Annotated in this window: 8 protein-coding genes; all 8 read right to left on the bottom strand. The window is 72.6% G+C overall.

Features of this window, described 5'->3' with window-relative positions:
- Positions 1-65: 65 nt before the first annotated feature.
- The gene (locus V6U90_RS21520) at positions 66-3,521 is read right to left on the bottom strand and encodes a glycosyl hydrolase (protein WP_334439528.1); all 3,456 of its coding nucleotides are present in this window, start codon (positions 3,519-3,521) and stop codon (positions 66-68) included.
- Between the two features lie 775 nt (positions 3,522-4,296).
- Entirely contained in the window at positions 4,297-5,472 is a 1,176-nt protein-coding gene (locus V6U90_RS21515; protein ID WP_334439525.1) for a 4-hydroxybenzoate 3-monooxygenase, read from the bottom strand.
- Positions 5,469-6,695 carry a macrolide family glycosyltransferase gene (locus V6U90_RS21510; protein WP_334439523.1) on the bottom strand — a complete coding sequence of 409 codons (1,227 nt, stop codon included), beginning with the start codon at positions 6,693-6,695 and terminating at the stop codon, positions 5,469-5,471. The genes V6U90_RS21515 and V6U90_RS21510 overlap by 4 nt, the downstream gene beginning before the upstream one ends.
- On the bottom strand, positions 6,695-11,347 hold the full coding sequence (locus V6U90_RS21505; protein WP_334439520.1) for an amino acid adenylation domain-containing protein: 4,653 nt from the start codon (positions 11,345-11,347) through the stop codon (positions 6,695-6,697). The genes V6U90_RS21510 and V6U90_RS21505 overlap by 1 nt, the downstream gene beginning before the upstream one ends.
- Positions 11,348-11,351: 4 nt before the next feature.
- Positions 11,352-14,723: a condensation domain-containing protein gene (locus V6U90_RS21500; RefSeq protein WP_334439517.1), complete on the bottom strand. Its 3,372-nt coding sequence runs from the start codon at positions 14,721-14,723 to the stop codon at positions 11,352-11,354.
- Complete coding sequence (locus V6U90_RS21495; RefSeq protein WP_334439514.1) at positions 14,720-20,311, bottom strand: type I polyketide synthase; 5,592 nt, start codon at positions 20,309-20,311, stop codon at positions 14,720-14,722. The genes V6U90_RS21500 and V6U90_RS21495 overlap by 4 nt, the downstream gene beginning before the upstream one ends.
- Positions 20,301-21,713, bottom strand: coding sequence for a class I adenylate-forming enzyme family protein (locus V6U90_RS21490; RefSeq protein ID WP_334439512.1), 1,413 nt, complete (start codon positions 21,711-21,713; stop codon positions 20,301-20,303). The genes V6U90_RS21495 and V6U90_RS21490 overlap by 11 nt, the downstream gene beginning before the upstream one ends.
- The gene (locus V6U90_RS21485) at positions 21,710-22,309 is read right to left on the bottom strand and encodes a chorismate--pyruvate lyase family protein (protein ID WP_334439509.1); all 600 of its coding nucleotides are present in this window, start codon (positions 22,307-22,309) and stop codon (positions 21,710-21,712) included. Before V6U90_RS21485 ends, V6U90_RS21490 begins: the two co-directional genes overlap by 4 nt.
- Between the last annotated feature and the right edge of the window lie 320 nt (positions 22,310-22,629).

Genomic DNA, 22,629 nt, shown 5'->3' with positions numbered 1-22,629 from the left:
CGTCGGCCGGTCCGCACAGGCGGAGCGGCAGCGACGGCCGGGGCGCTGTGGTACGGCCCGTCCGGTTAGCCGGTGTAGGGCAGCACGATCCGGGACTGGTTACCGGTACCGAGGTTGGTGCTGGTACCGCCGATCGCGTTCCAGATCTCGACCTTCACCGTGCCGCCGACCAGGTTGCCCAGGGTGCCGACACCGGAGTGCAGGCCCCGGGCCTGGGTGTAGTGCTCCCAGCCGGTGACCGGGTCGGTGGCGAAGTAGTGGTACGTCTCCACCCGGTCGAAGGTGCCGTCACCGGTCAGGTCGTACGACACCCGCACCTGGGTGCCGTTACCGACGTTGCCACCCGCGTCGAGGTACAGGTCGAAGGCGGTCTGCCCACCGGAGTAGCTCGCGGTGACCCCGATGGCGGTGTAGACCAGCGGGTTGTGCGGTGAGCCGACCCAGGTGCCGTTCGCCGCGCTGATCGTCGCGGTCGAGGCGGCACCCTGCTGGCCGGACAGCGTGCTGCCCTGCGGGTACATGGTGCCTGAGAAGGGTCCACCGGTGGGGGTCGGGCTGGTGCCGGTGTACGGCAGCACGACATTCGAGGCGTCACCCACGGCCACCTTCGTCGCCGCCGAACCGATCGCGTTCCACACCTCCACCTTCACCGAACCGTTGACCAGATCGCCCAACGCGCCGGTCGCCGACTTCAGCCCCTGGGTGTTCCGGTAGTGCTCCCACCCGCCGACCGGATCGGTGGCGAAGTAGTGGTACGTCTCCACCCGGTCGAAGGTGCCGTCACCGGTCAGGTCGTACGACACCCGCGCCTGCACACCGTTACCCACCCCGGTACCGGCATCCACGAACAGATCGAACGACGTCGCCCCGCCGCTGTACCCACCCGTCAACCCCGACGCCGTGAACACCTGCGCATTCGCCGGTACCCCGTCGTGGTTACCGTTCGCCGCAGCCACCGACACCTCACCGGCCGCACCCGCCGACCCGCCCAGCGCACCACCGGACAGCAGGTACCGCGTCGGGCTGAGCGGGATGGTCGGCGGGGTCGTCGGAGGCGTGGTGGGCGGGGTCGTCGGCGGGGTGTCACCCCACGGGACACCACCGGTGGCGGCGCCGCCGCTCCAGGTGTGCGCACCGGAGGTGACCGTCTTCCCGGCCGGCACGTTCAGGGTGGTGCCGTTGGAGAAGGTCACCGTCAGCGCCTGGTTGGTGATGTTGGACGCGACGTAGGTGCGCGCCGTGCCCTTCTTGAAGACCTTGGCCAGCGGGTGGTTCGCGGTCACCGTGATGTCCGGGCTGCCGAGCGCCGCGAGGTTGCGGATCCAGTGGAAGGTGTGCGCCTTGCTCTCCCCCTCCTCGCTCGGGAAGGTCGAGTTGTTGCGGAAGGCGGTCAGGGCCCGGTCGCCGTCACCGGTGGCCAGGAACTCCCAGACGATGTCCTGCCAGACGATGTCCTGCCAGACGTTCGGCGGGTTCCCGTTGTTGTTGCGCAGCAGTTCCTCGTAGTTGGTGGTCACGTAGGACGGGTAGTCACCGAAGTAGAAGTGACCGCCGGTCACCGGCAGCATGTTGATGCCCTGGATCATCTCCGGGGCGGCGGAGAACCAGGTGGCGTAGGCACCGCCGTCGCCCCAGACCATGCCCACCGTGGCCCGGTTGAACTGGGCGGGGAAGTTCTCGTTGCGCACGTCGAACCAGTACTCGTGGATCGCGGCGGCCTGGGTGGTGTAGATGTAGACGCCCGCGTCCCGGACGGCCCGGTTGCCGGTCGCCTGGCCCCACTGGATCAGGGCGTTGGCGAAGTTCATGCCCTCAGACGAGGACTCCTGGTTGTTGCCGGCGAAGAAGGCACCGTGCCCGGAGGCCCAGTCGTGGCCGGCGTAGATGTCGAAGTCACGCAGGTACGGGAAGCGGGTGTCGTTGCGGTCGTAGTTGTTGGCGTCCCGGATCAGCAGGTCGACCATGCCACCGTACTGCCCCTGGGTGGCCCAGGCCGGGTCGAACTTGGCCACCGTGGCCGCTGCGGCGATGAAGTAGCCGTAGTGGAAGTGGTGGTCGTTGAGCTCCATGTCCGAGCCGTACGAGGCCGGGTACCCGATCAGGGTGCCCCAGTTCTTGTCGTAGTAGAAGATCTGGCTGACTTCGTTGGGGCTGGCGGTGAGCCAGTTGTTGAGCTTGTTCTTGATGGCGTCCAGGGCGGCCTTGCGTACGTCGAGCATGCCGAGCTGGTCGGCGATCTCGGCGATCCGCGCGGCACGGCCCATGCCCTTGCCGTTCCAGTAGGTGTCCTCACCCTGGTACTTCGCCGGGTCGGCGAGTTCGGCCATCAGGTAGTTCCGGATGGTGGTGAGGTCGGCACCGGCGGAGTCGGCGACCGCCGGGACCTCCGGCAGCACGCCGGTGTACTTCATGGTCGTGGTGAACGACGACACCCCGGTGAGGGTCTTCATCGCACCCCGGGCCGAGACGTAGGTGGGCTGGATCGGGGTGGCCCCGGTCAGGTGACGCCACTGGTGGGGGTAGAGCGACACCACGGTCTTCGTCTCGGTGCCCTCGCGCGGCGTGGTGGTGTACGTGTACGTCGTGTTCAGGGCGCCGCTGGCCTGGTCGTAGGTGTAGCCGAGCCGGGTACCGGTGATGTGGGCGTGGGCGTACCTGCCGTACGCGGCGGCCAGTTGCTGCCGGTCGCCACCGCCGGGCAGGACCGCGACCGAGAAGTACCCCTTGCCGGCCAGCGACGAGGTGATGACGCCGCCGGAGACGGTCCAGGTGGCCCCGGTCGGCGCGTACGCCACGTAGTTGTCGGTGCCGATGCTGAAGCCGATCGTCGCGCCGCTGTTCGACCAGACCACGGGCGCGGTGGTGGTGCCGGTGATCCTGGCGTTGCCGCCGGTGATCTGGTAGTAGCTGAACGGCAGGCCGTGGCCGATGGTGGCCTTCATGCTGCGTACGCCGTCACTCCAGTACGGCGTGACCGTCCAGTCGGTCCAGCCGGCGACATTGACGGTCGGCGCACCGAGCCCGACCACCCCGACCCGAATGTCCTCGGCGTACGGGTAGTGGAACTCCGCGACCCCGGTGGTGGCGCCGCTGATCGACGGGGTGGTGTTGTACGACAGTCCGATGCCGTTGTTGAACGTGTCGTACGACAGCGGGTGGGCGTGCAGGTTCTCGCTGTAGGCGCAGTCGAACTTCTTCCACAGCAGCGACGACCACCAGTCGTTGGTCGGCACGGGTCCGGGGGGCGCGTCGGCGGTGACGAACTGCCGGGGGTTGCCGCTGAGCTGGCCGCAGCCCTGGGGGAGGTTACGGCCGGCGGGCAGGGTCTCGGTGAAGCTGCCGGCACCGACCGTCCCGGCCTGGGCGTTGCCGGTACTGACCACGACACCGACGACGCCGGCGGCGAGGACGGTGGCCGCCGCCAGCACGGCGGCGCGTACCCGGGTGCGGCGGGATGTCGCGCTGGGGGAGGCGGGGTACGGACTGCCGTCGGGGGTGTGGCCCCGAATCGGGAGTGTCATGAGGCTCCTCCGGAGTGGGGAGTGTCGGGGGTGCGGGATCGGGGGACAGGAGGTTGAGAGAGCGCTCTCTTGGAGGGCGAGGTTAAGTTCCTGCTACGACGGAGTCAATGACTGAACCAGCAACAGAGCGCCCTCTTTGGCGCTGCCCAGCCGGCTGGAATATCCGACCCGACAGCCCCGACCTGCATAAACATCGATCACTGTCGACCGTGACAGCCAACCGGACGCTTCAAGATCTCCGAAAAGTTCTTTGCCCACCATGATCGTTTTTGGCAATGGGGGCCGCCGGGACCCCGCCGACGACGAGTGGCGGACCCCCGGCACAGCGGCCCTGACGCGCGACGCCACGTCAACCGACGGCACGCTCCCCCACTCGCCGATCAGCGGCGACGCTGAGCCGATCCAGGCCCCCTGGACACACCTTTTCACGGACGCGTGAAATGGGGCGATCGAATCCCCACCGCGAGGATGGATCGCTTTCGTCGACGCCGACGAATGGCTCACGAATGTCCACGCGCAGGATGAGGAAACCATTACTGCCGGCCCGTCGGTGTCAATTCGGAGTTCGGACACGACGGACACTCCCCCGAGCTGGCCGAGGCCAGCCGACGGATCGAGCGCTGCCGGGCACTGCCGAGCCGCCCACGTCCCGGCGAGCCGGAAAACCCACTACGGCTCTATCACCGGCCATCGCGACGGACTCTCCCAGATATCCGCACAGGCGCTCAGCAGCAGCGGCCAACGGGCGGCACCGCCTGCGCGCGACCGGCATGCACTACAGATCCAACGGCAGCCCAACGTAGTTTTCGGCCAGGCTCGTCGCGGCGGCGACCGACGACACGGTGTAACGCAACTGGGACAACTGCAGGCGCTGCTGAAACGGGTCGTCGTCGGGGAACCGGTGCAACGCGGAGGTCATCCACCAGGAGAAGTGCTCGGACCGCCAGACCCGGCGCAGGCAGGTGTCGCTGTAGGAGTCCAGCAGGTCGGTCGAGCGCGTCGAGAGGTACCGCGCCAGCGCCCGCGAAAGCACCAGCGCGTCGGCCACCGCGAGGTTCATGCCCTTCGCCCCGGTGGGCGGCACGATGTGGGCCGCGTCGCCGGCGAGGAGTACCCGGCCGTGGCGCATCGGTTCCACCACCACGCTACGCATGGACGTGATGCTCTTCTCCAGTACCGGCCCGGACCGTAGATCGAACCCGTCAGCCGCCAGCCGGAGGGCCAGCTCGTCCCAGATCCGGTCGTCCGACCAGTCCTCGATCCGCTCGTCGGAGGGCACCTGGAGGTAGAGCCGGGTGATCTCCGGGGAGCGCATGCTGTGCAGCGCGAACCCGCGCGGCGAGTACGCGTAGATCAGCTCGTGGTGCGACGGCGGCGTCCGGGCGAGGATGCCCAGCCACGCGAACGGGTACCCCCGCTGGTAGGTCTCCGACCGGGCGGGGGCGAACGCGGAGCGGGTGACCCCGTGGAAGCCGTCGCAGCCGGCGACGAAATCACAGACCAGGGTGCGGGCGACACCGTCGGCATCGGTAAACGTGATCCGGGGCCGGTCGGTGGTGGCGTCGTGCACCGCCACGTCGTCGACCTCGAACAGGATCGGCGCGCCGGCCGCCTCGCGCGCGTCGATCAGGTCCTTGACGACCTCCTGCTGCCCGTACACCGTGATGGACCGGCCGGTGAGGTCGGTCAGCGGGATGCGGTGGTCGGCGCGGTCGAAGCGCAGTGAGAGGCCGTGGTGCGGCATCCCCTCGCGGTCCAACCGGGCGCCCACGCCGGCCGCGCGTAGCAGATCAACGGTGGACTGCTCCAGTACGCCGGCCCGGGTCCGCCGCCGCACGTACTCACGGCTGCGCCGCTCCAGCACCACCGTGTCGATGCCTTCGAGGTGCAGCAGATGCGCGAGCACGAGCCCGGCCGGCCCGGCACCGACGATCCCGACCCGGGTCCTCACGCCTGCACCGCACCGGACGCCCGACGCTGCACCGTGCCGGTACCCCTGGCGGACATGTCGGCACCGGTCGCGCGGCGCTCCAGCGCATCAGCCGCGGCCCGCGCACCGCCCGCGCTGCGCACCTGGTCCCGCATCCGGGCCACCTGCCGCCGGTACCCGCCAGCGTGCGCCACCCGCTGCACCGCGGCCCGCAGGGTGGCCGCTGTCGTGGTGGCACGGTCCAGGCGGACACCCAGCCCCAGGTCGACGACCTGCTCGGCAGTCACCGCCTGCTCCGGCGTCTGCGGGATCACCACCATCGGTACGCCCTGGTGCAGCGCCTCCATGACGCTGCCCATCCCGCCGTGCGTGACGAAGGCCGCCGCCCTGGCCAGCAACTCGACCTGCGGGGCGTGGCGCACGACGGTCAGGTGGGCCGGCGCCGGCGGCACCGCACGACCGCCGGTGGAGACCACGACCTGCCAGGCGCCGTCGTCGAACGCCGCACCGCAGATCGGCAGCAGCTCGGGCCAGTCGTTGAAGACCGTGCCGAGCGACACGTACACCAGGTTGCCGGCGGGGTCCACGCTGCTCGGGCCGTCACCGGTGACCGTCGGGCCGACGAAGACGTACCGGTCGTCGAAGGTGTCGACCGCCGGGTGGAACTCGCGGATCGTGAAGACGACCGTGACCGGCTCGGCGTGGAAGAACAGATCGGGCAGGCTCAGCGGTGGGGTGGCGTGCCGCTGCGCGAGGAGGGCGAGGTCGTCGTCGAACGCCCGCAGGGCCGCCGGGATGCGGGGCACCGTCCGGGAGTGCGGGCCGGCGAGGAACGAGAAGTGACCGTTCGAGGCGTACGTGGTGCAGAGCATCGCCGCCGGCACACCCGCCACCTCGGCGACCAGCCGGCCCCACACGCACAACTGGTCGTAGACGACCACGGTGTCGGGGCCGAGCGCACGGACCCCGTCGAGCACCCCCGGCAGGACCTGCACCGCGGCGGCGGCCAGTCGTGCCGGGATGAGCGCGAGGGTGACGAGCGCGTCGGTGTCGTCGGGCAACCGCGGATCGGGCGACGGGGTCCGGATCTCCTGGAAGCTGGCGCCGGTGGCCTCCACCGCGTCGCGGAACTGCGCGGTCAGCCAGTAGGTCACCCGGTGGCCGCGCGCGACGAGGTCCCGGGCGACGGGAAGTGTCGGGTTGACGTGCCCGTGCATCGGGGCGATCAGAAAAGCCAGGTCCATCAGCGGGTCTCCTCGTCAGCGGCCAGCGCCACCAGCGCCGCCAGCCGCGCCACGGTCGGGTCGGCGAAGAACTCGGTCAGGCTGACGTCCACCCCGAAGCGCTCGCGGACCTGCGCGACGGCCACGGCCGCGCCCAGCGAGTCGCCGCCGAGGGCGAAGAAGTCGTCCCCGGGCGCCGGGCGGGTGTCCAGCAGCGGACCGACGATCTCGGTGGCCAGCACCGCACCCACCCCGTCGGCTGCGCCGTACGACGGACCGCCCGCGGGTTCCCCGACCCGGGTCGACGGCGGCGGGGGCACCGGCAGGCGGGACCGGTCCACCTTGCCGGTCGCGGTCAACGGCACCTCGTCGAGGTGCACCAGCCGGTCGGGCAGCATGTAGTAGGGCAGCCGCCGGCCGGCGACCGCACGCAGCGTGGTCAGCTCCGGAACCGCCGGGCCGGTGACGTACGCGACCAGGACCGGCACGCCGGTCGGGTCAGGTCGAAGCTCGACGACGGCGGTGGCCACACCGGGCACCGTGCACAACGCCGACTCGACCTCGCCCAGCTCCACCCGGAATCCCCGGATCTTCACCTGCCGGTCGACGCGGCCGAGGAACTCGAGCTGACCGTCGGCGTTCCAGCGGACCAGGTCCCCGGTGCGGTACATCCGTCCACCGGACGGGCCGAACGGATCCGGCACGAACCGCTCGGCGGTGAGCCCGGGACGGCCGTGGTAGCCCTGGGCCAGCCCCGGTCCCGCCACGCACAGCTCCCCGGCCTCGCCGGGGGCGACCAGGCGCAGGTCGGTGTCCACGACGTACCCGCGGTGGTTGGGCATCGGCCGACCGATCGGGGGGACCCGGCCGCCGGAGGGTCGCCGGCACCGCATGAGCGTGACCGCCACGGTGGTCTCGGTGGGGCCGTACCCGTTCCAGAACTCCCGATCCGGCCGCTGCCAGGCGTCCACCAGCGCCCCGGCGGGCGGCTCACCGCCGACCGACACCAGTCGCAGGTCGGCAAGCCGGTCCGGGTCGAGGGACGGCATCAACGCCGGGGGCAGCTCGGCGACGGTGACGGCCCGGTCGACCAGCAACCGTTGCAACCGCTGCGCGGACAGTCGGTCGTCATCGTCGGCGAGCACCACGGTGGCGCCTGCGCCCAGGGTGGCGAACAGGTCGAACACCGACACGTCGAAGCTCAGCGCGGCGTGGGCGAGGACCCGGTCACCGGGCCGGATCCGGTACGCCGCGTTGATGTGCGTGACGAAGTCGACCACCGCGCGGTGCGGCACCACGACCGCCTTGGGCACCCCGGTGCTGCCCGAGGTGTAGAGGATGTAGGCCGCCCCGGCGGGGTCGACGGATGACGGGCGACGCTGCGCCGTGGACCGCGACGCGACGGGCATCGGGTCGGCCGCGTCGAGGTCGAGCAGCGGCACCGTACCGGTGGACATCCGCCCGGCCAGCGCGGTGGTGCTCACCTGCGCGGCGACGCACGCGTCGACCAGCATGAACCGGATCCGTTCGGCCGGCAGTGCCGGATCAACCGGCAGGTACGCCGCGCCGGTGACCAGGATTCCCAGCGCTGCCGCCACCATCGAGGGCCCGCGCGGCAGGCAGAGCGCGACGGTGTCGCCGGACCGTACGCCCAGGGTGGCCAGCCGGCCGGCGATCTCCTCGGCCGAACGCCAGAGTTCGCCGTAGCTGGTCGGCCGCGCGTGGAAGTCGATGGCCGTCGCGGCGGGTGCGCGGCGGGCGTTGGCCGCGACGAGTTCGGTGATCGTGCCCGCCGGGGTGCCCGCCGATCCGCCGTCGCCCCAACGCAGCAGCGTGGCGACCTGCCCGGGGTCGGGTACCGGTGCTGCGGCGACCTCGTAGCTGAGGCTGTCCCCGGTCGGTGCTGCGGTCAGCAGCGCGACGCGGTCCCACCGGCCGCCCGGATCCACCGGCAGCCGCTCGACGGCGGTCAGTTCCACGGGCACCAGCGTGGGCGGTAGGACCTGGCGCAGCAGGCGCGACACCGTCGCCGGGTCGGGGCCGGGCCGTTCGACGCACTCGTACCAGCCGAGCAGCCGGTCGTCGGCGTCGGTGAGCACGAGCGCGGCGGCGATCCCGGGAATCTCCCGCAGCGCCTGACCGGCCAGGGTCGCCTCGGCCCCGTCCCGCTCGTTGCCCAGCAGTTCCAGCGTGCCGTCGGCGCGGTGGCGCGCCCGGTCGCCGGTGCGCAGATCATCAGCGAGCCAGAGGTGTCCGGGGACCCCGGCGGGTACCGGCCGACGATGCTCGTCGAGCAGCAGCAGCCGCACGCCCGGGACGGCACGCCCGATCAGGGCTCCCCCGGCACCGGCGGATGCACAGCCGTCGCCTGCACGCCACCTCGCCACGCTCGCGATGCCCGCGCCGCGTGCGGTGCCGTAGACCCCGCTCACGTTCCCGGCCCGTCCGGCCAGCAGGGCGCGCAGATACGCCGACGGTGCTTCGCCGACGACGACAGCCTGGCCGCCCCGCCAGCCTTCGGCGATCAGGTCGCGCCACTGAGCGGGGGTGGCGATCACCGTCCCGGCTCCCGTTGACCGCACCGCACCGAGTACGGCACAGCCTCCGACGGTGAGCGGCGCGAGCAGGCACCACGCGGCGGCCCACGGTGGCGGTACCCGGCAGGTCACCTCCGCGCCGGCAGCCAGGTCGAGTTCGCTGACGGCGGCGGCAGCCGCCACGGAGACCGCCCGCCGGCCGACGGGGACACGGGTACCGTCCGCGCCGGCTGTCGGCGCCCACCATGCCGTGGTGGCGTCCGCACCCGCTGTGCGGTCAACGACGGTGCCCCCGGCGGCTGGCGTGACAACCCCGTCGACCAGCAGCAGACGCGCGCCGCTGGCCCGCAGCTGCGCCTCGTCCCAGGTCGCCGGGTCGGCCAACCAGCAGGCGCCACCGACGTGCAGCACCGCGAGCACGGCCACGACCATCTCCACCGAGGGGCGGGCCAGGATCGCCACGGTCCCACCGGGCTCGACATTGATGTCCGCCGCGAGTCGGGTCGCGCGACGCACCAGATCGGCGTAGCCACACGTCCCGTCGGGGGCCCGGACGGCGGTGGCGTCCGGCCATCGCCCGGCGGCCCGCCACACGGCGGCCAGCACATCGGGCGGCTCGTTCCGGCCGGTACCGGCGGGGTCCGGTACCACGGGCGCGTCCGGTGGACCGTCCTCGGCCGTACCGGCCAGGAACCGCTCCCCCACGTCCGCCCCGGGCATCCGTACCGAGCCGACCGGCGCGTCGGGCATCCGTACCGAGCCGACCGGCGCGTCGGGCATCCGTACCGAGCCGACCGGCGCATCGAGGTCAGCGGCGAGCACCACCGTCAACCGCTGGTAGCGGCGCAGGGTGGCGGCCATCACAGCTTCGTCGAAGCGGTTCGCGTCGTAGTCCAGTCGGGTCCACACGCTGTTTCCGGGCAGCGTCACCGACACGGCCAGCGGCACGCTGGTGTGCTCGACGGCGCGTACCAGCGAAACGCCGACGCCGTCGTCGCCATCGCTGTCGCCGTCGGCACCGGCACCGGCACCGGTCGCGGCGCGATCCCAGAAGCCCTGGAAGGCCAGGACGCTGTCGAAGAGGGCGTCTCCGCGCCGCATCCCCGACTGTGCCTGCACCAGCGGGTGCGGGCTGTGTTCGTACCGGCTCAGCTCGGCCAGGGTCTGCTGCACCCGGGCGAGCCAGGAACCGACCGGCGTGGCCCGGTCCACGCCCAGGCGCAGTGGCAGAGTGTTGGCGTACATGCCGATGCGGGTGTCCATCGACGGCAGGGCGGCGCCACGCCCGGCGAGCGTGACGCCGAAGGTGATGTCATCGCGGCCACTGTGGTGGGCCAGCAGCAGCGCCCAGGCGGCGTGCGCCAGCGTGGCCGGCAGGATGCCCCGCTCCCGCAACGCCTGTAGTCGCCCGGACAGTTCCGGGTCGTGCCAGGTCGCCTCCAGCCGGCGGTCGTCGACACCGATCTCCGGCGGAGTGAACCGGCCCCGCCGGTCCACCCCCAGCGGCGTCGGGGCACGCAGGTCACGAAGCCGGGACCGCCAGTACGAGACGGTCTCGGCCTGCGGACGTCCGGCCAGCCACCGGACGTACTCCCCGAACGGGCGTGCGGCGGGTAACCGGGCCGACCGGCCGGCCACCGCGGCGCGCACCTGCTCCGCCAGTTCGCTGGCGAGCAGCGCCTCGCTCCAGCCGTCGACGATCAGATGATGGTCGGTGACCGCGACGAGCATCCGGTCCGCACCGGTACGCACCACCGCCACCCGCAGCAACGGTGCGAGGGTGAGGTCGAAGCCGGCGTCTCGGTGCGCCGCGAGCACCCGGTCGAGACACCCCTGCACGGTGGACTCGTCCGCCGCGCGCAGATCCTCGACCTGCCACGGCAGCGTCACGTCGGCCCACACCACCTGGACCGGCCGGCTCACGTCCTGCCACACGAAGCCGGTACGCAGGGCGGTGTGCCGGGCCAGCGCCGCCTCGAACGCGGCACGCAGCATGGTGGGCGTCACCGGCCCGGTCACCTCGTACACATGCTGCTGGAGGTGCTGACCGGCGCGTGGGGCCGCCAGAGCGTGGAACAGCATGGTGTGCTGCAGAGGCGTGAGCGGATAGATGTCCTCGATCGCCGGGCCCGTCATGTACTCACGGATTCTGGTCGTCGGGACGCGGCTGCCGACCGGAGGCCGCCGCCAACCTGGCCACCAACCGGTCGAGCTGGCTCTGGGACAGGCCGGCGTCCGGGAAGTCGCTCGCCCGGTAGCCCTCGACAACCGGCGCGGTGCTGTCCGGCACCGGCGTGCGGTTGTCCTGGTGCGGCGAGGCGGGGTCCGGCAGCTGATCGGGCTGCTGTCCCTGCTCCCCGGCCGGTACGGCGGCTGTCTTCGCGACCCGGGCCAGTTCGGCGACGCTCTGGTGCAGGAACACGTCACTGGGCGAGATCTCCAGACCCGCCTCGGCGGCGAGGCCCACCACCCGCAGGCTGGCCACCGAGTCCCCGCCGAGCGCGAAGAAGCCGGTGGTGGTGTCCACCGACGGATGGCCCAGGACCTCGGCGAAGACGCCGGCGAGCAGTTCCTCGGCCCGGTTCAGTGGCGCCCGCCCGCGGTGCGGCTGACCGTCCCCCACGGCGCTCGACGCTCGACCGGCACCGTCGCCTGGCGGCATCCCGGACGTCGACGCGGGCCCGTGCGCTGACCCGGGCCGGTCCCCCGGTCCGCGCCCACCCGCTGGCGGCAGCCGGTCGACGAAGACGACGTCGACCGGCACCCGGCCCGGTTCCGCGTCCAGCCGAACCGCCAGTTCGCCCCGTATCCGCGCGGGGTCGGCGGTCACCCCTCGCCGGGGCAGCACGTACGCGACCGCGGGTGGCCCGACCGTCACGGTCGTCGCCGCCACCGCCGGGTGTTCCGCCAACGCCGCCTCGGCCAGGGCCCGATCGGCCGCCGGTGGGGCGCCGGCACGTCCGGCCTCCGACAGGCGACCGAGGTACTCGACGAGCCCGTCGGGGGCGGTCCGCGCCCGCAGGCCGGTACGCAGCGGCGAGCCCGGCGGTACCGGTAGACCGGCTCCGCCAGCATGGTCCACGCACAGTTCTCCCGGCATCATCGGCGGCACCTGTGCTCCCGCCGCATCCACCACGAAGACCTGGACGCCGGGCAGCGGCCGTCCCAGCGGCAGGTGCGGGGTCGTCGGCACCTCCCGCACGGGATCCCACCGGTAGGCCAGTGCCATCCCGGCGAGCCGTGGCGGCCCGTGGAAGACCTCGACGGCACAGCCGGCCCGCAAATCGTCGACCCAGGCCCGCCCGACGGTCCCGGTCAGTGCCAGCACCGTGGACGGCAGAAGATCGCGCGGCTCGGCGGGCGCGGCGAGTTGCGCCGCGGCCAGCTCGGTCGCGGGGATGCACAGGACGTCGGCCGGCGACCGGACCAGTGCGGCGGCCAGATGTGCCGGATCGCCCACCGGCGGCACAGCCGGCGCAGCCGGATCCGCTGGTGGCGTGACCTCGACGAAGGTGAGACAGCCGCCCCCGGCCAGGGTGGCGAGGGTCGAGGTGAGCCAGGCCGGGGAGGTAACCGGCTGGGCCACCGTCACGCGGGTACCGGGTCCGATGCCCAGCCGCTCGGCCCGCACCGCCATCGCGCGCGTGACCTCCCGACGGGTCAACGCGGTCGGCGTACCGGCGGGACCATCCGGCGGCAGCAACCAGGCGGCGCAGGTCTCCGGCCCGCCGGCACCGGCGCCGGTCGGGGTGACCGGGTGCAGTTCCGCCGGCGAGTGGCGTACGTCCACCAGCAGCACCGCGCCCAGACCGGCGGCCAGGTCGGCCAGGTCCCCGTCCGACGCCAGGTTCCCGCCCGACGCCAGGGGCAGCACGACACCACCGGTACGCAGCACACCGAGCATCGCCGCCAGCAGCGCGCTGCCCGGCGGACCGGTGACGGCGACCAGGTCACCGGGGCGCACGTGGTGCTCGCGCAGCCGGGCCACCGCCAGGTCCACCGCCGAGGCGAGTTGGCGGTACGTGACGGCCACGCCGCTACCGTCGAGCACCGCCGGTTCGTCAGGTGAACCACCCGGAGGGAAACTGTCCAGACCCGACGCGTACCCCTGCGGTGGCTCGGCGCCGGCCAGAGCCGCGACGAGCGTGCCGGTCCCGTCCGGGTCGAGCAGCGGAAGCTCACCCACCGGGAGCAGCGGATCGGCGAGAGCGGTACGCAGGATCCGGTGCAGCTGACCGGGCAGGGCGCGGGCGGCCGTGTCGGCCAGCACGCCCCGCCGCCACTCGACGACCACCTCCAGCCCGCCGTCGGCGCGCTCGTTGAAGGTCAGGAACAGGTCGTACTTGGCGGTCCCGTTGCCGAATTCGGTGCCGGCGGACAGGAACGCCGCCCGGCCGGCCTGCGCCGGTGGCGGTGCCGGAACCATGTTGATGCCCACCTGGAACAGCGCGGTCACACCGAGGGCCCGCGTCGGGGCGACCGCGTTGACGATCCGCTCGAACGGCGTGTCCTCGTGGGCGAGGGCGTCGTGCACGGTACGCCGGGCCCGCGTCAGCAGCTCACCGAAGCCCGGGTCGCCGGACACGTCCACCCGCAGGACCAGCATGTTGACGAAGAGCCCGACCACCCGACGAAGCTCGGCGGTGGGGCGACCGAGCACCGGCGTACCGACCGGGAGGTCCGTTCCGCCGGTGTACCGGTGGAGCAGCACCGAGTACCCGGCGAGGAGCACGGCGAACACCGTGGTGGCATGGGCGCGGGCGAGGGCCCGCAGATCGTCGACGAAGGCGCTGTCCCAGTTCTCGGCGTACCAGCCGCCGCTGTCCAGGGCACCGGCCGGGCGGGGCCGCCCGGGGACGAGCCGTACGGTCGGCAGGTCCGCCAACTGTCGACGCCACCACTGGACCGATTCGGCGGCCTTCGGGCGGTCCTGGCGCTTCTGCTGCCAGGCCGCGTAGTCCAGGTACTGGATGCGCAGGGGCGGCAGACCCGGATCCGTTCCGTCGGCCGCGCCGGAGTACAACGCCGCGAGGTCCTCCACCATGACGCCGACCGAGGTCGCGTCGGCGACGATGTGGTGCACGACCATGATCACCGCCTGCGCGTCGCCGGGCAGGTACACCAGCCGGGTCCGCAGCACCGGCCCGGTGGTCAGGTCGAACAGGGCCGCCGCGTCGCGCTGGCGCAACCCGGTCAGCCGCTCGCGGGCCTGCTCTTCGGTCAGGTCGCGCAGGTCGCTGACCGGAAGGTCCACCTCACCGGCCCGGGGGGCCACGGCCTGCACGAGGGATCCGTCGCGCTGGTGGAACGTGGTACGCAACGCCTCATGCCGGTCGACCAGGGCCCGCAACGCGGCCCGTAACGGCTCGGGGCGCAACGGCGCGGCCGGGCGCAGTTCGACGTTGAGGTTGTTCAACGGCTGGCCGGGATAGATCTGCTCCAGGAACCACAGTTGACGTTGCGCCGACGACGCGGGGAACACCGGCGCGTCGTCCGGTTGCTGCGCGGTCACGACCGCCCCCTCGGCAGCACCTCGATCTGCAGGTCGTCCGCGTCATCGACGGCCAGGGCCGCCTGCACCGTACCGGCCAGGCCCGCGATGGTCGGTGCGTCCAGCAGCGCCCGCATCGGCAGCTTCACCCCCCACACCTCGCCGACCCGCCAGACCAGTTGGATCGCCACGAGCGAGTTCCCACCCAGTTCGAAGAAGTCGTCGTCGACACCGATCTCCGCGATGGCGAGGATCTCCGACCACACCGCGCACAGCGCCGACTCCAGTTCGGTGGCGGGTGCCCGGTACGGGCCCAGGCCCTCCCGGCCGGACTGGCCCGACGCCGCCGGTACCGCACCGGGTACGGCGCTCACCAGGTCGGCTGCGCGTTCGCGCACGTCCCGGCGTACCTCCTCGACGCCGATCACGCCGACCGCCACCTGCGGACCGAGGTCGGCCGCGAGCAGCCTGCGCAGCGCCTCGGCACCGTCGGGCGGGCTGATCCCGGCCGGATCCTGCCCGCGTGGGCTCCTCGACACCGCCACCGCGTCGGCGACGGCCGCCGGGGAGACCTGCCCGACCACCTGCGGTCCGGCGGCGGCCAGCGGGTCCTCCGCGACCCGGCGCAGGGTGAAGTCGGTGATCGCGACCACCTCCCGACCGGCGGCGTCGGCGATGCTGAAGTCGGCGCGCAGAACCTCCCGCTGCGCGTCACCGCCGCGGTGCCGCAGGTGGCTGGTGATCTCGGCGGCCAGCGGCCCGCGCACCACCACGCGCCCGTATCCCAGCGGCAGGTACCGCTGGTCGGGTGCCACGTCGTACCCGGCGCCGAACGCGGTCGCCTCGTCGAGCAGAGCGGGGTGCAGGCCGAGTACGCCGATCTCGTCGGCGACCATCGGACGCGCCCGCAGTTCGGCCAGTTCCTCGCCGCTGCCGGTCCACGCCGCACGCAGGCTGTTCCAGCGTGGACCGAAGGCGAGCATCCCACCGCCGGTGGGCATCCCGGCTCCGTCCCGGGGCACACACCGTCCGCGTACCGCCGACACGTCGATGGTGGGCGGCTGGTCGTCGACGAGCCGGCGGACGCCGGCCCGGGCGAACTGCCGCAGCCCGTCAGCGGTGTGCCCGGCGACCGTCACCGCCCGGCTACCGTCCTGTGCCGGGGCCGACACGGAAACCTCCAGCAGCATCCCGGTGCCGTCGGGCACCGCCAGCGGCGCCTGGAACAGGACATCACGCAGTTCGACGGGGCCGGTGTCCCCTGCGGCGGTGGCGACGAACCCCGCGTACATCAGTTCCAGCGCGGCGGTGCCGGGCAGCACCGGCTCACCGTTGATCCGGTGCTCATCGAGCACCCAGTGGGTGTCCGGGCCCAGCGTGCCGCGCAGCACGACCCGGCCGGCGGCGAGGTGCGCCACCTCGGTCAGCCACGGATGGCCGTGGTACGGGGCGAACGTCGGCACCTCGGGTGCGGCGACCGGCCGGTCCTGCGGTATGTCATGTCCCGGCGGCGTGGCGTGGCCGTCCACCGCGCGGGCGGCCATGCCGACGTCGAGCCAGCCACCCCAGTTCACCGACACGGTCCGGGCGGCGAACCGTCGCGGGCTGTGCGCGTACGCGTCCATGAACGCGTTCGCGGCACAGTAGTCGACCTGACCCAGCCCACCGGCGAGCGCGGTGACCGAGGAGCACAGGACCACGACGTCGAGCGGCAGGTCACCGAAGGCGTCGGCCAGGGCCACCAGCCCGTCGACCTTGGGGGCGAGGACCGCCGCCGCGTCGGCGAACGCCTTGACCTCGATCATTCCACCGCCCGGCACGCCGGCGGCGTGGATGAGCCCGTGCAGGGCGCCGAACCTGTCGATGATCTCGTCGCGGGCCCGGCGGAGCGCGGCGGCGTCGGTGACGTCGCCCCGGACCAGCAGGACCTCACCACCGAGGGCCTGGATCCGCCGGACCGAACGGATCACCTGGGCGGTGGCGTCGGACCCGTCAGCGGCCAGCCACTGGTCCCACTGCGCCGGAGGTGGCAGCTCCGAGCGGGCGAGCAGGGCCACCCTGGCCTGCGCGTGTTCGGCGAGGTGCTCGGCGATGGCCAGACCCAGTCCGCCGGTACCGCCGGTGATCAGGTACCCGCCTGCCGTACGCCAGTCCGGGCCGGCCAGCGACTCGGGGGTCAGCCGTACCGGTTCGACGGTGGGCAGCCAGCGCCGTCCCCGCCGCAACGCGACCAGCTCATCGGTGCCCGGATGGGCGAGCGCGGCGACCAGGGCGGCCACGGATCCGGCGAGCGCCGTGTCATCCCCGGGCAGGTCGGTGTCGAGATGCCGCCACGTCACCTCGGGCAGTTCCACCGGTCCGACCCGGCACACACCCGCCGCCACCGCCAACTCCGGCGCCAGCAGATCGGTGCCGTCGATGTCCTGCGTGTGCGCGGTGCACACGTCCACGCGCAGCCCGGTGGGGCGTTCCTCGGCGAGGGCCTGGGCCAGTGCGAGCAGGCCGTAGAAGCAGCGTCGCAGCCCTTCGGAAACGCGTTCCGGGTGCAGGCCGCTGTCCGGCGCGGGCGGCGGCAGCAGGCCCCACGCCGCGACGATCCGCTGTGGGGCGGCGCCCTCGGCGCGCAGCGTGGCCAGCACCCGCGCGTGGTCCTCGCGGGAGGTCGGGTCGACCGTGAACAGGTCGTGCGCCACCCGGGAGTACCCGGTGCCGATCCGTACCCGGACCGTCGCCGCGCCCCGGCCGGCGAGGGCGCCGGCCAGCAGTTCACCGGCCGGGTTGTCCGGACACATCAGCAGCACCCGCTCGCCGGTCAACGCGTTGTCGGCGGTGGCCGGCACCGGCGCCTGGCGCCAGCCGGGCACCTCGAACCAGTCCGCCAGGGCCAACGGACCGCTGCGGCGCTGGTCGACAGGGCGGTCCGCGCCGCGTTCGATCCAGTACCGCTTGCGCTCGAACGGGTAGGTGGGCAGGGGGATGCGTCGGCGTCCGGGCTCGGCGAGGCCGGCCCAGTCCACGTCGACGCCGCGCAGCCACGCCTCGCCCACCGCGGTCAGGGCCGCGACCTGGTCCGACTCCGCCGACGACTCCCGTGGCCGGGGCAGGCTCGGGGTGACCAGCAGATCGGCGCCCTGGTGGCCGGCCCGGACCAGGTCCACGAGGGTACGGCCGGGACCGACCTCGACGAGCACCCGACCGGAGCCGGTGGCGCCCGGCTCGGCGAGCAGGCGGTCGACGCAGTCGGCGAAACGAACCGTGCAGCGCAGATGCTCGGCCCAGTACCGGGGGCTCGTGGCCTGCTCGTCGGTGATCCAGTCACCGGTCACGTTGGACAGGAAGGGCACCTGCGGGGCCCGCAGGGTCAGGCCGGCCAGCAGGTCCGTGTACCCGTCGAGGATCGGCTCCATCATCGTCGAGTGGAAGGCGTGCGAGGTGCGCAGCGGGTTCGAGGCGATTCCCCGGCCGGTCAGTTCGGCCGCGAACGCCTCGACGTCGTCGGTGGGGCCCGCGACGACGCACCGCCCGGGTCCGTTCACCCCGGCCAGGTCCAGGGTGTCGGGCAGCAGCGGGCGCAGCCGCTGCTCGTCCAGCGGCACCGCGAGCATCGCTCCCGCCGGCATGGACTGCATCAGCCGTCCCCGCGCGGCAACCACCCGCAGCGCGTCGGGCAGCGTGAACACGCCGGCCAGGCAGGCCGCCACGTACTCACCGACACTGTGCCCGACCATCGCCGTCGGGCGCACCCCCCACGACTGCCAGAGCCGGGCCAGCGCGTACTCGACGGTGAACAGTGCCGGCTGGGTGAGCCAGGTCTGGTCCAGGTCCGTGCCGGCGCCGCCCGCTGCCGGGTAGAGCACCTCGCGCAGATCCCGGTCGAGATGCTCACCGAGCAGCTCGGCGCACTCGTCGACCGCCGCCCGGAAAACCGGGTACCGGTCGTAGAGCCCACGACCCATACCGACGTGCTGGGCGCCCTGCCCGGAGAAGAGGAAGGCCACCTCGGGTGGGGTCGACGCGGCCCGGCCCACCCGCAGGCGCGAGCCACCGCCCGGGCCCTCCGACAGCGTGTACGCGGCCTCGTAGGGATCGGCCACCACCACGAACGCACGGTGGCTGAGCTGACGCCGCCCGACCTGCACGGTGTGTGCGACGTCGGCGATGTCGATCTGGTCGTGCGCGGACAGGTGCTCGCCGAGGCTGGCGACGACCTCGTGCAGGGCGGTGTCGGTACGGGCCGACAGCGGCAACAGGACCGGGCCGGTGGCACCGGCGCGCGGCGCCGACGGTGGCGCCTGCTCGGCGATGACGTGGGCGTTGGTGCCCCCGATGCCGAACGCGCTGACCCCGGCCCGCCGGGCCTGGGCGCCGCCACGCCAGGGCGTGAGGGTCGCCACCACCTTGAACGGGCTGTTCGCGAAGTCGATGCGCGGATTGGGCCGCCGGTAGTGCAACGTCGGTGGGATCAGACCGTGGTGCAGGGCGAGCACCGTCTTGACGAGTCCGGCGATACCGGCGGCACTGATCAGGTGCCCGATGTTGCTCTTGACCGCGCCGAGCCCGCACCAGCCGGTGTCGGTGGAGCCGCGGCCGTACACCTCGGACAGGGCGGCCGTTTCGATCGGATCGCCCAGCGCGGTCGCCGTACCGTGGGCCTCGACGTACCCGATGGTGCGCGGATCGACGCCGGCCGCGTCGAGTGCCGCCGCGACGACCGCGCGCTGACCGGCGGCGCTGGGTGCGGTGAAGCTGTCCTTCGTACCGTCGTTGTTCACCGCTGAGCCGAGGATCGTCGCGTACACCGTGTCACCGTCGCGTCTCGCGGCGCTCAGGGGCTTGAGCAGCACCGCACCGGCCCCGCTGCCCCACAGGGTGCCGTCGGCGTCGACGTCGAACGCCCGGCAGTGCCCGTCGTGCGACAACACCCCGCCGGGCTGGTACAGGTAGCCGTAGCCGTGCGGGATCACGACGTTCGACGCGCCGGCCAGCGCCATCTCGCAGTCGCCCGCCCGCAGTGCCGCGCAGGCCGCGTGTACGGCCACCAGCGACGTGGAGCAGGCCGAGTTGATCGTCATGCTCGGCCCGCGCAGGTTCAACGCCCACGACACGAGGGTCGAGACGAAGTCGTGATCGTTGGCGATACCGACCGACATGCCCTCGGTGTTCGCCTCGAACGCCGGTGGCGCGACATGGTGCAGCAGGTAGCCGTTGGCGCCCACCCCGGCGAAGACCCCGATCCGGTCCGGATAGCGCCACGAGTCGTACCCGGCGTTCTCCAGCGTCTCGTGGGCGACCTCCAGGAACAGCCGTTGCTGCGGATCGCGCAGCTCCGCCTCGCGGGGGCTCAGACCGAAGAACGCGGGTTCGAAACAGTCGATGTCGTCGAGGACCGGCGCCGCGGCGACGAAACCGGGCTGGCGCACCACGGACTCCGGCACACCGGCCGCGATCTGCTCCTCGGGACTGAACCAGCGTACGGATTCGACGCCGTCGACCAGGTTGCGCCAGAACTCCTCCACCGACCGCGCGCCGGGGAACCTGGCGGCCATACCGACGACGGCGATCGGCTCGGGCCGGTCCTGTGCTGCGGTACCCGGGTGGTCACTGGTCACGCGAAAGCCTTCCGGTGGGGTCGAGCGGAACACTCTGCTGCGGCGTCGGGCCCTCCGGCGCGGTACCCGTGGCTGGCCGCTCCGCCAGCAGCCCCGCGACCAGCAGGCCACGCTGTGGCTTGCCGGTGCGGGTACGCGGGACGCGACCCAACCGTACGAAGCGTCGGGGCACCTTGTACGGCGAGAGTAGTTCGCCGAGATGACGGCGCAGCTCGTTGTCGGTGGGGGCGCCGCTCACGACGACGAAGGCGACCAGTTCGTCACCGGTCGGGCCGGGCAGCCCGGCGACCACGCAGTCGGAGACACCCGGACACGTCCGCAGCGCCTGCTCGACCTCCACCGGGTCAACCTTCTTCCCCGCCACGTTGAGCCGGTCGCCGGCCCGGCCGGTGACGTGGACATTGCCCCGCTCGTCGAGGTACCCGACATCACCCATCCGGCGCCAGCCGTCGCGGCCACCACCCGCCGGCCCGGGATCCACGCTGCCGTCCGGGGTGGACACATCAGCCCGGCGACGCGTGGCGAGGATACCGTCGGCGTCCACGCGCATCTGCGTGTCGGCGAGCGGTCGTCCCACGCCCTCGTCGGGTTCACCGCGGCCCAGCGTGAGCTGGCCGTCCTCGGTGCTGCCGAGGTGGGAGAGCAACGGCAGGCCGGTGGCCTCGTGCCAGGCCTGCGCGACCTGCGCCGGGAGCGGCTCTCCCGCCGCCACGCAACGGCGCAACGGCAGGGCACGGACGATCCCGGGATCGCGGGCCAGCTCCTGGGCGTAGAACCCGTACAGGTACGGCACCGACAGCAGGACCGTGACGCGGTCGTCGTGCAGGCGCCGACCGAACTCGGCCGGACCGAGCATGCCCGGCATCAGCAGCAGGGTCGAGCCGGACAGCAACCCACCGAGCACCCCGGCGGCCAGACAGTACCGGTGGTGCAGCGGCGTACTGCACCAGATCACATCGTCCGGCCCGTACCCCGCAGCCTCGGCGAACGCGAGCGCGTTGGGCAGGACGTCGGTCCGCCAACCCAGCGGCACCACCTTGGGCAGCCCGGACGTACCCGAGGTGCACAGCGCCAGCCACGGCGACGTCCCGGGGCCGTCACCGCCCGGGATCAGCGCCTCGACCCGTTCCCGCTCCCACGCGGTGGTCTGTGCGTCGAGCACCAGTACGCTCTGCCCGGCCACGGCCCGGGTCAGCAGCGCAACCACATCGGATGCCAGCCCGGACACGGGCAGCAGGCACTCGCCCGGGACCGGGCGGGATGCGGCGGCGTCCAACCGGTCACGCAGCTCGCCGTAGGTCACCTCACCGTCGGAGCCCCGGACCGCGACACGCGACGGGTCGATCCGGGCCACCCGGCCGATGGTTGAGGTCAACAACCCCAGTTCCGTGGCCGGGCTCACCGCAGGAAACTCTCGGTAATCAGCGATATCGGCTGCCCGCCGTTGATCACCCGGTAGGTGCGTTGCAGCACGCCCCCGCCATCCTGATCGGGGTACCAGCCGGGGAGCGGCCCGGCACCGAACCACAGCAGTTCCCGCCGGCTCTCGATGCCCCGGGCGAACAGTGCCGCCCCGAGCCCGGAGGGGAAACGGTCGATGTCGTCGCCGAAACCGTCCGGCAGGCGGGACGGCACGAGCAGGGACTCCGCGGCGACGTACGTGACGCCGGAGACCAGCCCCCGGATCTCCACCCGTCGGCGTACCACGGTCGCCGCCTGGGAAATCCCCAGCCAGTCGGCCTCCGCGCCGTGGACCGGCACCTCGCCCTGGCTGACCGGCCGCACCACGATCGGCTCCAGGTGGTACGCCTCAAGCACGGTGCTCACCATGCCGTCCGTGGCGAGTAGACAGCGCTGCTCCGGGTGCAGGCTGTCGACCGCGACATCGGTGAGTGGGGCCGGGCGGCGTGACTGTGCGACGAAGTGTCGGGTGAACAACGCCTGGACATCACCACCGGCTGCTGGACCGTCCACAGCCAACCCGGATGTCTTGCGCATCGTTCTCCCTCGACTAGAACCGGTCACAACTTGCCAAACCCGCCCCGGGTCCGCAAGTGCGAAGAACCCGCCGGTCCCGTCGCAGCGGGATCCGCCACGATGACCGGAGCCGCCGTGTGGCCCGGCTCCGGATTGTCGACATCTTCGACCGGGTGTAGGACAGCGCCACCATCGCCGACTGGTCCGCCGACGACGACAGCGCGGCGCATCCTCGCACAGTGAACCGGCGGCGCGCATCCACTCATCACCCAGGTCGAGGCGGGGGAGCGCCTGCAACTGGTGGGCGTAGGGATAGGCCAGCCGCGGGCGGTACCTGTCGG

The sequence above is a fragment of the Micromonospora sp. CPCC 206060 genome (assembly GCF_036906895.1).
Lineage (GTDB): Bacteria > Actinomycetota > Actinomycetes > Mycobacteriales > Micromonosporaceae > Micromonospora.
This window is presented reverse-complemented; position numbering and strand designations above follow the sequence as displayed.